This is a genomic window from Nocardia sp. NPDC049935 (assembly GCF_055586645.1).
Genome location: NZ_JBVJHV010000003.1, coordinates 311,291 through 323,441, shown reverse-complemented (window position 1 = coordinate 323,441; position 12,151 = coordinate 311,291). Strand labels below are relative to the sequence as shown.

The window sequence follows — 12,151 nt, the reverse complement described above, 5'->3', positions numbered from 1 at the left end:
AGTGGGTGCGCAACGGTCAGCTCGGCGGGTCGGGGAGGACGCGGAGATGGCCCCGGCGGCCGGTGCGGGTGGGGCGCGGGGGTGGGGTGTGCTCGCGGTAGCCGCGTTGTTCGGGCTCGGGCGGGCGGCGGCGCAGGCCGGCCTCGCGGACCGCCTCGGCGAGCGCGGTGAGGTCGTCGTCGTCCGGGCTGGTGGCGAAACCGCCTTCGTGCCGGACCATATCCCAGCCCTTGGGGGCGGTGATCCGGGAAGCGTGGGTCGCGCAGAGGTCCCAGGAATGAGGTTCGGCGACCGTCGCCAACGGGCCCACCACGGCGGTGGAATCCGAGTAGACATAGGTGAGCGTCGCGACGGCCGGATTCTTGCAACCTGGTCGGCAGCAACGACGCATGGAGATCACGAAGTCGAGAGTAACCCGGCGAAGACTCCGGAGTGGAGTAGACACGCTCACATTCGACGACCGAGTGCCCTTGCCCGCCCCCGGATTGCGAAATAAATACGGCCCACACACTCCACCCCGACCTACAAGCCCCACCCCCGACCACAGAACCCGTCCCGCGTTCATCGCATACCCGACACCGACAACCCCACACTCACCCTGACGATCACTCACCCTGACGGTCGCCTCCGCTCGGGTGGGGCCCGCCCGGTTCTGGAGCGACCAGAGGGAGGGAGCGCAGCGACCGACCGCCGGGAGTGAAGAACCGGGGTTAATAGGGCCCCGCCCTCGAGGCGCGGAGCGCCTCCAAAATCACAGCCGCTCCAACTACTCAGGATCGATGACGTCGGGGTCGACTCCCAGATATGTGGCGATCTGCTGGACCAGTACCTCGCGCAGCAGTTCCACCAGGTCGTCGGGGTCGCCCGCGCGCAGTTCCAGGGGCTTGCGGAACAGCACCACCCGGGCCCGGATCGGAGTGCCGTGCCGGTCGACACCGGCGGGGATGAGCCGGGACAGCGGTACCGGGCCGTCGGCCACCACCTCGTCGGGCCAGGTCACCGTATCGGGGTGGAGAGGGCGGATTTTCGGGACATCGTCGACGGCGATATCCAGTTTGGTGAGGCGCTCGTGCCAGCGGGTGTCCAGCGGCGCGAACGCCTCGAGTACCAGGCGGTCGAATTTCTGGCCGCGGGTGCGCCAGGCGGGAACGGTCGGGGGCAGCATCGGCCCGCGCACGCCGCGGCCGCGACGGCTGACCGACCGGGCGGTCGGGGGTCTGCGGTTGCGGGATCGTGCCATGACTGCCAACGTTAGTCAGTGATCGCCGACCGCGACGGCCCGCCCCGGCCACGTGCTCCGGGGCGCACCGACGCGAGCGGTGTCGTCAGCCGATACCGCGCTTGAGGCGCCGGCGCTCCCGCTCCGACAGGCCGCCCCAGATACCGAAGCGCTCATCATGCGCGAGCGCGTATTCCAGGCACTCGTCGCGGACCTCGCAGCCCATGCAGATTCTCTTGGCTTCGCGAGTGGATCCGCCCTTTTCCGGAAAGAAGGCTTCCGGGTCGGTCTCCGCGCACAGTGCGCGTTCCTGCCACTGTTCTTCGATGGAGTCGAACATCTCGTCGAAACCGGTCACGATCAAGCTGAGCCGGGGCGTCGATTCTCGCTCGCTCCGATCGCGATCGGTCCAGCCGTTGTCGGCAGCGGCGCCTCGTGCTGCGCCTGCCGTGGAATCGGTTCGCGATACACCCACCGGAATGCCGGTCGGGGCCAGTTCTTCGGCCATCGCTCCGCCTCCTCACTGTGTGTTAGCGCAGAATGATTTCTTTCCGTCGATCCACACGCATACCGACGGCCAAACTCCGCGACGTTGTCTCGCGGACTTCCCCGAGCCGTCATTCCTCTTCGAACATCTGTTCGAATTTCCGTGCGCGCCATGCACTTCCCGCGCGACCCGGAATGACATGTCTGTGATTAGACACGCCGCCGGTGCCTATGGTCAAGCCACCGTCACTATTCCGTTACTATCCCGCGCGGCATTCCGAGTCGATCTTGTGACCCGAATAGCAAATGAGCGGCAAATATAGCCGAACGTGCACTATTTCCCGGGCGGCATAGTGTGTACAGATGTGACTTCACAACAAGCGGACATCGGAGCTGCCAATGGTCCCCGTATCGCCGTCCTGGTCGGCGGAGTCGGTGGCGCGCGGTTCCTGCTGGGCGTCCGGGAGCTGCTGCCCGAAGCGAAGGTTTCCGCCATCGTCAATGTGGGCGACGACGTCTGGATGCACGGGCTGAGAATCTGCCCCGACCTCGACACCTGCATGTATACGCTCGGTGGTGGAATTGATCCGGAGCGCGGTTGGGGGCGGCTGGGGGAAACCTGGCACGCGAAGGAGGAGTTGGCGAAATATCATGCCCAGCCGGACTGGTTCGGACTGGGGGATCGGGATATCGCCACACATCTCGTTCGTACCGAAATGTTGCGCGCCGGGTATCCGCTCTCGGCGGTTACCGAAGCGCTCTGCAATCGATGGCAACCGGGTGTGGAACTCGTCCCGGCAACCGATGATCGCTGCGAAACGCATGTTGTTATCAGTGATCCGGACGACCCCAGCGAACGCCGCGCGATCCATTTCCAGGAGTGGTGGGTTCGGTACCGCGCGGAGGTTCGAACTCACGGATTCGCCACAATCGGGGCGGATGAGGCCAAACCGGGCCCTAATGTGATTGAACTCATAAACGATGCAGATGTGGTATTACTCGCGCCGTCGAACCCCGTCGTGAGCGTGGGTTCCATCCTCGCGGTACCCGGAATCCGGGGTGCGTTGCGCACCACCGATGCGCCGGTGATCGGGATTTCCCCGGTGATCGACGGCAAGCCGCTGCGCGGTATGGCCGACGAGTGCCTGTCCGTGATCGGCGTCGAGACCACGGCCGAGGCGGTCGGCCGTCACTACGGATCACGTTCGGCCACAGGCATTCTCGACGGCTGGCTGATCCACACCACCGATACCGCCGAGGTGCCCGGCGTCGAGGTGCGCAGTGTGCCGCTGCTGATGACCGATCCGCCGACCACCGCCGAAATGGTGCGTGCGGCACTGGAACTGGCGGGAGTGAAGCCGTGACCGAGCCCTACGCGCCACCGGTGATCGCCGATCACGCCGCGACGCAACTGCGGATTCTGCCTATTACCGGGCTGCCGGAATTCCGCCCCGGCGACGATCTCGCCGAGCAGATCGCCGCCCACGCCCCCTGGCTCGCCGACGGCGATATCCTCGTCGTCACCAGCAAGATCGTCGCCAAGGCCGAGGGCCGGATAGTGCCCGCGCCAACCGATCCGGAGCAGCGCGACACCGCGCGGCGGCGGCTGGTGGACCAGGAATCGGTGCGGGTGGTGGCGCGGCGCGGGCGCACCCTGATCACCGAGAACCGGCTCGGCATCGTGCAGGCCGCGTCCGGGGTGGACGGTTCCAATGTGGAGCGCGACGAACTCGTTCTGCTCCCGGCGGATCCGGACGGCAGCGCGAAAGGGCTGCGTTCCGCGCTCGCCGCCCGGCTCGGGATCGACGTCGCCGTCGTGGTCACCGACACCATGGGCCGGGCCTGGCGCAACGGGCAGACCGATGTCGCGATCGGATCCGCGGGATTGCGGGTACTGCACGACTATTCGGGCACCGTGGACGGCCAGGGCAACGAACTCCAGGTGACCCAGGTCGCCGTCGCCGACGAACTGGCCGCGGCCGCGGACCTGGTGAAGGGCAAGCTGGGCGGGGTCCCGGTCGCGGTGGTGCGCGGGCTGGCGCTCACCGACGACGGATCGAAGGCGGCCGATCTGGTCCGCGCGGGTACCGACGACCTCTTCTGGCTCGGGACCGCCGAGGCCCTGCAGCGCGGCCGGTCCGAGGCGGTGCTCATGCGGCGTTCGGTCCGCGCGTTCGCCGCTGATCCGGTGGACCCGGAGCGGATCCGCGCGGCCACGGCGGTGGCGCTGACCGCGCCCGCTCCGCATCACACCCGTCCGGTGCGCTTCGTCTGGCTGCGCGACCGGGCCCGCCGCGAGCGGCTGCTCTCGGCGATGGCCGAGGCCTGGCGGGCCGATCTCACCCGGGACGGGCTGGATCCGGAACGGGTGCGCCGCCGGGTGGACCGGGGCCGCATCCTCGTCGACGCCCCCGAGGTGATCATCCCGTTCTGCGTGCCCGACGGCGCCCACGACTATCCCGACGACCGCCGCCGCGATGCGGAGCGGACCATGTTCACCGTCGCGGTGGGCGCCGCGGTACAGGGACTGCTGGTCGCTCTCGCGACCGAGGGCCTGGGCAGCTGCTGGATCGGTTCGACGATCTTCGCCCCGGAGGTCACCCGGGAGGTACTCGGCCTGGACGAGGACTGGACTCCGCTGGGTGCCGTCGCCGTCGGGCACCCGCTCGAGGAGCTGACCCCCCGTGACCCCCGCGATCCCGCCTCGGGTCTGGTGGAACTGTGAGCGCCCGCTCCCTGCACGAGTCGGCGACCGCGCTGCTCACCGGCTGGAAACCCGAAACCGGACCCGAGTCCTCACTGCGGGAGGCGATGCTGGCCTTCCTGGGTTCGGCTCCGCGCGGCTGCCTGCGTGAGTACGCGCCCGGACATATCACCGCCTCGGCGGTGGTGTTCTCCGCCGACGGCCGCGAGGTGCTGCTGACCCTGCATCCCCGGGTGGGTCGATGGATCCAGCTGGGCGGGCACTGCGAAGAAGGTGACGAGACGGTCGCCGACGCGGCCCTGCGGGAGGCGACCGAGGAGTCGGGTATCGCCGGCCTGCGGGCGGAAGCGGGGCTCTACGCAGCCCAGGCCCATCCGATCACCTGCTCGCTGGGCGTCCCCACCCGGCATCTGGACCTGCTGTTCCGTTTCACCGCGCCGCCGGGCGCGGTGCCCGTGCGCAGCGCCGAATCCACCGATCTGCGGTGGTGGCCGGTGGACGCGCTACCGCCGGACTCCGATGTGCTGATCCGCTGACGCGGCCGTTGCTCGCCCCCGTGCACGGGCGAGCAGCGGCCGGGACCGACGGCCGATTGACGTCGGTCCAGGTCACGCGTTGGTCAACAACATGCGTCAAGGACGATCCGAACTCTTTCAAAGCCATAAACCTCGCGACTCGAGAGCCTTTCCACGCCTACGGTCGATAGCAGTGCACCACACCGCGGCGTGAGGAAGTCACCGGCCGTAGCTGCCGGGCCCTACTAGAAGCGAGTCAGCGATGTCTGCCGACCTCTCCGAATCGGCTCCGCCCCGGCCATGGCGGGACCCGAAGCGCTACCTGTGGCTCTGGGGGTTGTTCGCGCCCACCGGCCTGTTCATCATCGGGGTGCCGATGGTGTGGGTCGCCGGCCTGTCGGGCTGGCACGAGCTGGTGCGGGTCGCGTTCTGGCTCGGCCCGATTCTGGTGTACCTGCTGATCCCGCTCGCCGATCTGGTCTTCGGTTCCGACAGTTCCAATCCACCCGACGAGGTGCTGGAAGCGCTGGAGAACGATCGGTACTACCGCTACCTCACCTATCTGTACCTGCCGTGCCAATACGCCACCCTCGTCACGGCCTGCTATCTGATCACCGCCGACGACCTGCGGCTGCCCGGTATCGACGGCGGGCTGCACCTGGCCGACAAGATCGGGCTGGCGCTCACGGTCGGGGTGGTCGGGGGGATCGGTATCAACACCGCGCACGAACTGGGGCACAAGAAGGTCGATATGGAGCGGCGGCTGTCCAGGATCGCCCTCGCCCAGACCGCGTACGGCCACTTCTACATCGAACACAATCGCGGCCATCACGTGCGGGTGGCGACACCGGAGGATCCGGCCAGCGCCCGGTTCGGCGAGAGTTTCTGGGCCTTCTTGCCGCGGTCGGTACGCGGCGGTGTGCGGTCGGCCTGGGACCTCGAACGCACCCGGTTACGCCGTCTGGGCCACGGTCCCTGGAGTCTGCACAACGATGTCCTGACCGCCTGGCTGCTCAGTGCCGTGCTGTTCGCCGTGCTCGTCGCCGTATTCGGCCCGGATCTGCTGCCGTATCTGGTGCTGCAGGCGGTGATGGGTTTCGGCCTGCTGGAGGCGGTGAACTATCTCGAGCACTACGGCCTGGCCCGCCGGCGTACCGAATCCGGCCGCTACGAACGGCCCGGGCCGACACACAGCTGGAACAGCGATCATCTGATCACCAATGTCTTCCTCTACCACCTGCAGCGGCACAGCGATCACCATACGAACCCCACCCGCCGCTATCAGACGCTGCGCAGCCGGGAGGAGGCTCCGGCGCTGCCCGCGGGTTACGCGGGCATGATCCTGCTCGCCTATGTACCCCCGCTGTGGCGGCGGGTGATGGACAAACGCGTGCTCGCGCACTACGGCGGCGACATCACCCGGGTCAATATCCATCCGAGGGTGCGGGACCGGGTCCTGACCCGGTACGGAGTGGCCGCGCCGGAGGCCGCCCGATGAGGGCCTTTCGCTGTCCGCTCTGTCAGTACGTCTACGCGGAAGCGGACGGCGCGCCACGCGAGGGATTTCCACCCGGGACACCGTGGTCGGAGATTCCCGACGAGTGGTGCTGCCCGGACTGCGCGGTCCGGGAGAAGGTCGATTTCGAACCGGTGTGCGCACCGGCCCCGGAGACGGGACGGTGCGCGCCGAGCGAAAGGCCGGGTCTCGCGTGAACGACTACAAGGTGTACCGGTGCACGCAGTGCGGATTCGAATACGACGAGGCCGAGGGCTGGCCCGAGGACGGGATCGCGCCCGGGACGCGCTGGCACGAGATCCCGGACGACTGGAGCTGCCCGGATTGCGGGGCGGCCAAGGCGGATTTCTTCATGGTGGAAATCGAACGAACTTGAAACTTTGACTGAACACCTCCGGCCGTGCCAGTGTCGCAGCCATGCCGAGCACCGGATCCCGGAATGCCGAGCAGGGGTCTGCGCGTGAGTCGTTGCGCACGACGATCCTGGACGCGATGCGTGAGCTGCTGCTGCTACGCGACTGGTCGAAGATCACCCTCACCGATGTGGCGGCCGGCGCGGGGGTGAGCCGGCAGACCCTGTACAACGAGTTCGGTTCGCGCGGCGGTCTCGCCGAATCCTATGCGATACGGCTGGCCGACGATCTCGTCGACCATGTGGAAAGCGCGCTGGCGGCCAATACCGGTGACGCCCACGCCTCCATTCGCGAGGGGCTGGCCGGCTATTTCCAGGACGCGGCCCGCGACCCGCTGGTGCAATCGCTGTTGACGGGTGAGGTGAAACTCGACCTGCTGCGGCTGATCACCCTCGACGCCGGACCGCTCATCGCCCACGCCACCGACCGCCTGTCCGGTGTGATCCAGCGCAGCTGGATCGCCGCCACGCCCGAACAGGCCGATACCTTCGCCCACGCGCTGGTACGGCTGGCCATCAGTTTCATTCCCACCCCGCCCGGGCCCGACTACGACGCCCCGACCGAATTGGGCCGGGTTTTCAGCCCCTATGTGGCGGCGATCCTGGCCGCCCGGCAAGTATCCGGCGTGGGATCGGCCGCCGACGGGTCGCGCTGAAATCGCTGTGGAATCCGGTGTGCGCCCGGTTATGTCCTGGACTGGCCGTCCGCTGGTTGCGGGGGGTGCGCCCGGCCGCGCCGGCCCCGGCAAACCGAGCCGTCGGTTCCGTCCCGTCGTGTAACGGTTGCCACGTTTGGGGCGAACAACGACGCAATGAAGACGCGGGTTCTGCAAATATGTAGGCCGCTGTAAGTTCGGTATCCACTAGCGGGGCAAAAGTGCAATTGGTAGGCAAGTCGGCCGGATCGGCCGATCCCAAACGCCTTCTGTGGGTCCTCGGCCTGATCGCCCCGGCCTGTGCGCTGCTGCCCTCGCAACTGGTGCTGCATACGGGCCTGGAGGTGTTCTGGTGGATCGGGCCGCTGGTCATCCTGGTGTTCATCCCGGTGCTCGACATCCTGGTCGGTGACGACGGCACCAATCCGCGCGACGAGGACTACGAAACCCTTTCCAACGATCGTTACTACCGCTGGTGCACCTACCTCTTCCTGCCGTTCCAGCTGATCGGATTGACGCTCGCCGGATATCTGTGGGCGGGCAGTGAGCTGAGCGTCGTCGACAAGATCGGGCTCGCCACCACCCTGGGACTGGTTTCCGGGATCGGTATCAACGCCGCCCACGAACTCGGCCACCGGGTCGAGCGGCTGGAACGATGGCTGGCCAAGGTGGCCCTGGCGCAATCCGGTTACGGGCATTTCTTCGTCGAACACAATCGCGGCCACCACGTCCGGGTCGCCACGCCCGAGGATCCGGCCAGCGGCCGGTTCGGCGAGAGCCTGTACGAATTCCTGCCCCGCAGTGTGGCCGGCGGTTTCCGGTCCGCGATCACCCTCGAGCGGGAACGGTTGCGCCGTACCGGCAGCGGCTGGTGGACGCCCCGCAACAACATCCTGCAGGCCTGGTCGATGACGGTGGTGCTGTTCGGTGCGCTGATGCTGGTCTTCGGCTGGGAGATCCTGCCCTATCTGATCCTGCAGGCCGTACTCGGCGCCGGGCTCCTGGAAACGGTCAACTACATCGAGCACTACGGGCTGCTACGGGAACGCCGCCCGGACGGGCGCTACCGCCGCTGCACCCCGCGTGACAGCTGGAACAGCGATCGCCTGGTCACCAATATCTTCCTGTTCCATCTGCAGCGGCACAGCGACCATCACGCCAACCCCGGCCGTCGCTATCAGACGCTGCGCAGCTCCGACGAGGCGCCGCAGCTGCCGGCCGGATACGCGGCGATGGTCGTCCTGGCGGCGGTCCCGCCGCTGTGGCGCCGGGTGATGGACAAGCGGGTGCTCGCGCACTACGACGGCGATCCGAGCCGGGTCAATATCGCCCCGCGGCTGCGCCGGCGGGCCGCCGGCGCCGAGAACCGGCGGGTCGCGGCATAGCCGCCCCGCGCCCCCGTGTGGCCGCTTCGGCCCCGGCCCGGCACCAACCGGCACGGCCGAACCCCGGCCGCCCGGTACCGGCTAGCCTTGCCAACGAGACCGTGTTCACCGGGCATGGCCGAGGGGCCGGCCGATCGGTCCACCTCCAGACGCGGAGACCGGAGCGAAGGCGGAGGTATCGCACCACCGCCTCCGGGCTCGACTCGCCCATGCCGACACCGAGAGAAGGCTGATCCACGCTGATGACGACCTCCGAACTGCCTCGAACCTCGTTGAGCCCCGATACCCGCAACGGCATCGACTACAAGGTGGCGGATCTGTCGCTGGCCGAATTCGGCCGTAAAGAGATCCGGCTGGCCGAGCACGAGATGCCCGGGCTGATGGCCCTGCGCCACGAGTACGCCGATGTCGCGCCGCTGAAGGGCGCCCGCATCTCCGGTTCGCTGCATATGACCGTCCAGACCGCGGTGCTGATCGAAACTCTCACCGCGCTGGGCGCGCAGGTGCGGTGGGCCTCCTGCAATATCTTCTCGACCCAGGATCACGCGGCCGCGGCCGTCGTGGTGGGCCCGCACGGCACCGTCGACGAGCCGAAGGGCACCCCGGTGTTCGCCTGGAAGGGTGAATCGCTGGAGGAGTACTGGTGGGCCGCCGAGCAGATGCTCACCTGGCCGGGCGAACCGGCGAATATGATCCTCGACGACGGCGGCGACGCCACCATGCTGGTACTGCGCGGCGCCCAGTTCGAGAAGGCCGGCGTGGTTCCCCCGGCCGATAAGGACCATTCCGCCGAGTACACGGTCTTCCTGAACCTGCTGCGCGAGCGGTTCGAAACCGATAAGGGCAAGTGGTCGGCGATCGCCCAGAGCGTCAAGGGCGTCACCGAGGAGACCACCACCGGTGTGCTGCGGCTGTACCAGTTCGCCGCCGCGGGCGAACTGACCTTCCCCGCCATCAACGTCAACGATTCGGTGACCAAATCGAAGTTCGACAACAAATACGGCACCCGGCATTCGCTGATCGACGGCATCAACCGCGGCACCGATGTGCTCATCGGCGGCAAGAAGGTGCTGATCTGCGGATACGGCGATGTCGGTAAGGGTTGCGCGGAATCGCTGGCCGGGCAGGGCGCCCGCGTCCAGGTCACCGAGATCGACCCGATCAACGCGCTGCAGGCGCTGATGGACGGCTACGACGTCGTCACGGTGGAACAGGCGATCGGCGCGGCCGATATCGTGATCACCTCGACCGGCAACAAGGACATCATCACCCTCGACCATATGCGGGCGATGAAGGACCAGGCCATTCTCGGCAATATCGGCCATTTCGACAACGAAATCGATATGGCGGGCCTGGAACGGTCGGGCGCGACGCGGTTGAATATCAAACCTCAGGTCGACCTGTGGACGTTCGGTGATTCCGGTAAGGCCATCATCGTGCTGTCGGAGGGACGTCTGCTCAATCTCGGCAACGCCACCGGTCACCCCTCGTTCGTGATGAGCAACAGCTTCTCCAATCAGGTGATCGCCCAGATCGAACTGTGGACCAAGCCCGAGGAATACGACAACGAGGTCTACCGGCTGCCCAAGGTGCTGGACGAGAAGGTCGCCCGCATCCACGTGGAGGCGCTGGGCGGCACCCTGACCAAGCTCACCAAGGACCAGGCCGAGTACATCAACGTCGATGTCGAGGGCCCGTTCAAACCGGAGCACTACCGCTACTGATCCCGCCCCGTTTTCCGGTCTCCGTCGCGCCCGCCTGCCACCGCAGGCGGGCGCGGTCGTGCCGAGTACGCTGCACCTCATGGGTGTGCTGGTCTCGGTGGAAGGCCTCGACGGCGCAGGTAAGCGCACGCTGATCACGGGTCTGATCGCGGCGCTCGACGCCCGCGGATTGCGCGTGGACTCGCTCGCCTTCCCGCGGTACGGGCGGTCGGTGCACGCCGATCTGGCCGCCGAGGCGCTACGCGGCGGGCACGGCGATCTGGCCGGTTCGGTGAATGCCATGGCGGTCCTTTTCGCGCTCGACCGGGCCGGGGCCGCCGACCGACTCGCGAAATCACTCGCCGATCACGATGTGGTCCTGCTGGACCGCTATGTGGCGTCCAACGCGGCCTACAACGCCGCGCGGCTGAGGCAATCGGCCGACGGGGAAATAGTGCGCTGGGTGGGCGAATTGGAATTCGGCCGATTCGAGCTGCCGGTGCCCCGGGTGCAGTTGTTGCTCGACGTTCCGGTGGAGGTCGCGGCGGGGCGGGCCCGGCGGCGCGCCGAACTCGACACCACCCGGGAACTCGACGCCTACGAACGCGACGGCGGATTACAGGAACGTACCGCCGAGGTGTACCGTGATCTTGCTCGGCGCGATTGGTATGGAACCTGGTGGGTTTTCCGGTTCACCGGCGAGGGTTCCGCCCGGCTCACCGAGGAAATGAACGAATTGGCCGCGCGGCTCGCCGCACTGGTCGCGAATTAGTGTTGGATATCCGGCGGGAACGCGCCCGAGTGTGGCGTGGCGACCCGTTACGAGCGCGGGAGATGACAACATAGTAACTATGAAGCCGAAGATTCTGGTCGTCGACGACGATATGGCGCTCGCGGAGATGCTCACCATCGTCCTGCGGGGCGAGGGGTTCGACCCGCACGTGGTCGGCGACGGCACCCAGGCCCTGTCGGCGGTTCGTGAGATCCGGCCCGATCTGGTGCTGCTGGATCTCATGCCGCCGGGGATGAACGGTATCGACGTATGCCGGGTGCTGCGCGCCGATTCCGGTGTGCCGATCGTGATGCTCACCGCGAAGACCGATACCGTCGATGTGGTGCTCGGTCTCGAATCCGGGGCCGACGACTACATCGTCAAACCGTTCAAGCCCAAAGAGCTGGTGGCCCGGGTGCGCGCACGGCTGCGCCGCACCGAGGAGGAACCGGCCGAGCTGCTGACCATCGCCGATATCGTCATCGACGTACCGGCGCACAAGGTCACCCGCGAGGGCGCGCAGATCTCGCTGACGCCGCTGGAATTCGATCTGCTCGTGGCCCTGGCCCGTAAACCCCGGCAGGTGTTCACCCGCGAGGTTCTGCTCGAGCAGGTGTGGGGTTACCGGCACGCGGCCGATACCCGGCTGGTCAACGTCCATGTGCAGCGACTGCGGGCCAAGGTCGAGAAGGATCCGGAGAATCCGGAGATCGTCCTGACGGTCCGCGGTGTGGGGTACAAGGCCGGACCGCCGTGATCCGGTCCGAGGTGACGCGGGCCCGG

14 protein-coding genes are annotated in these 12,151 nt (G+C 67.4%); 11 read left to right on the top strand and 3 right to left on the bottom strand.

Annotation, left to right across the window (positions count from 1 at the left end; all coding sequences use genetic code 11):
* Positions 1-16: 16 nt before the first annotated feature.
* The 3 genes from ACZ6SF_RS14420 to ACZ6SF_RS14410 all read right to left on the bottom strand — a co-directional run bounded on the left by ACZ6SF_RS14420 (position 17) and on the right by ACZ6SF_RS14410 (position 1,559).
* Complete coding sequence (locus ACZ6SF_RS14420) at positions 17-391, bottom strand: DUF3499 domain-containing protein (protein ID WP_466062990.1); 375 nt, start codon at positions 389-391, stop codon at positions 17-19.
* 375 nt (positions 392-766) lie between these two features.
* On the bottom strand, positions 767-1,240 hold the full coding sequence (locus ACZ6SF_RS14415) for a metallopeptidase family protein (RefSeq protein ID WP_466062561.1): 474 nt from the start codon (positions 1,238-1,240) through the stop codon (positions 767-769).
* An 85-nt stretch (positions 1,241-1,325) separates the two neighbouring features.
* Complete coding sequence (locus ACZ6SF_RS14410; protein WP_033243613.1) at positions 1,326-1,559, bottom strand: WhiB family transcriptional regulator; 234 nt, start codon at positions 1,557-1,559, stop codon at positions 1,326-1,328.
* Positions 1,560-2,070: 511 nt separating this feature from the next.
* Between ACZ6SF_RS14410 and cofD the strand changes: the two genes are divergently transcribed.
* The 11 genes from cofD to mtrA all read left to right on the top strand — a co-directional run bounded on the left by cofD (position 2,071) and on the right by mtrA (position 12,125).
* On the top strand, positions 2,071-3,069 hold the full coding sequence (gene cofD / locus ACZ6SF_RS14405; RefSeq protein ID WP_466062560.1) for a 2-phospho-L-lactate transferase: 999 nt from the start codon (positions 2,071-2,073) through the stop codon (positions 3,067-3,069).
* On the top strand, positions 3,066-4,430 hold the full coding sequence (locus tag ACZ6SF_RS14400; RefSeq protein ID WP_466062559.1) for a coenzyme F420-0:L-glutamate ligase: 1,365 nt from the start codon (positions 3,066-3,068) through the stop codon (positions 4,428-4,430). Before cofD ends, ACZ6SF_RS14400 begins: the two co-directional genes overlap by 4 nt.
* Complete coding sequence (locus ACZ6SF_RS14395) at positions 4,427-4,945, top strand: NUDIX hydrolase (RefSeq protein ID WP_466062558.1); 519 nt, start codon at positions 4,427-4,429, stop codon at positions 4,943-4,945. The genes ACZ6SF_RS14400 and ACZ6SF_RS14395 overlap by 4 nt, the downstream gene beginning before the upstream one ends.
* 241 nt (positions 4,946-5,186) lie before the next feature.
* Complete coding sequence (locus tag ACZ6SF_RS14390; protein ID WP_466062557.1) at positions 5,187-6,422, top strand: alkane 1-monooxygenase; 1,236 nt, start codon at positions 5,187-5,189, stop codon at positions 6,420-6,422.
* Positions 6,419-6,637 (top strand): rubredoxin, encoded by a 219-nt coding sequence (locus ACZ6SF_RS14385; protein WP_466062556.1) that lies wholly within the window; start codon positions 6,419-6,421, stop codon positions 6,635-6,637. The genes ACZ6SF_RS14390 and ACZ6SF_RS14385 overlap by 4 nt, the downstream gene beginning before the upstream one ends.
* Positions 6,634-6,816, top strand: a complete 183-nt coding sequence (locus ACZ6SF_RS14380; protein WP_466062555.1) for a rubredoxin — start codon at positions 6,634-6,636, stop codon at positions 6,814-6,816. Before ACZ6SF_RS14385 ends, ACZ6SF_RS14380 begins: the two co-directional genes overlap by 4 nt.
* A 41-nt stretch (positions 6,817-6,857) precedes the next feature.
* A complete protein-coding gene (locus ACZ6SF_RS14375; RefSeq protein ID WP_466062554.1) occupies positions 6,858-7,508 on the top strand; it encodes a TetR/AcrR family transcriptional regulator in 651 nt (216 codons plus the stop codon).
* Positions 7,509-7,735: 227 nt separating this feature from the next.
* Positions 7,736-8,893 (top strand): alkane 1-monooxygenase, encoded by a 1,158-nt coding sequence (locus tag ACZ6SF_RS14370; protein ID WP_466062553.1) that lies wholly within the window; start codon positions 7,736-7,738, stop codon positions 8,891-8,893.
* 242 nt (positions 8,894-9,135) lie between these two features.
* Positions 9,136-10,617, top strand: coding sequence for an adenosylhomocysteinase (gene ahcY / locus ACZ6SF_RS14365; protein WP_466062552.1), 1,482 nt, complete (start codon positions 9,136-9,138; stop codon positions 10,615-10,617).
* Between the two features lie 79 nt (positions 10,618-10,696).
* Entirely contained in the window at positions 10,697-11,368 is a 672-nt protein-coding gene (locus tag ACZ6SF_RS14360; RefSeq protein WP_466062551.1) for a dTMP kinase, read from the top strand.
* Positions 11,369-11,447: 79 nt separating this feature from the next.
* Entirely contained in the window at positions 11,448-12,125 is a 678-nt protein-coding gene (mtrA, locus tag ACZ6SF_RS14355; protein ID WP_466062550.1) for an MtrAB system response regulator MtrA, read from the top strand.
* Positions 12,126-12,151 lie beyond the last annotated feature (26 nt).

Coding starts and splice junctions, on each gene's coding strand:
- ACZ6SF_RS14415 (WP_466062561.1), bottom strand. CDS start 1,240: ATGGCACGATCCCGCAACCGCAGACCCCCGACCGCCCGGTCGGTCAGC.
- ACZ6SF_RS14410 (WP_033243613.1), bottom strand. CDS start 1,559: ATGTTCGACTCCATCGAAGAACAGTGGCAGGAACGCGCACTGTGCGCG.
- ACZ6SF_RS14360 (WP_466062551.1), top strand. CDS start 10,697: ATGGGTGTGCTGGTCTCGGTGGAAGGCCTCGACGGCGCAGGTAAGCGC.
- ahcY (WP_466062552.1), top strand. CDS start 9,136: ATGACGACCTCCGAACTGCCTCGAACCTCGTTGAGCCCCGATACCCGC.
- ACZ6SF_RS14420 (WP_466062990.1), bottom strand. CDS start 391: ATGCGTCGTTGCTGCCGACCAGGTTGCAAGAATCCGGCCGTCGCGACG.
- ACZ6SF_RS14385 (WP_466062556.1), top strand. CDS start 6,419: ATGAGGGCCTTTCGCTGTCCGCTCTGTCAGTACGTCTACGCGGAAGCG.
- ACZ6SF_RS14390 (WP_466062557.1), top strand. CDS start 5,187: ATGTCTGCCGACCTCTCCGAATCGGCTCCGCCCCGGCCATGGCGGGAC.
- ACZ6SF_RS14375 (WP_466062554.1), top strand. CDS start 6,858: ATGCCGAGCACCGGATCCCGGAATGCCGAGCAGGGGTCTGCGCGTGAG.
- mtrA (WP_466062550.1), top strand. CDS start 11,448: ATGAAGCCGAAGATTCTGGTCGTCGACGACGATATGGCGCTCGCGGAG.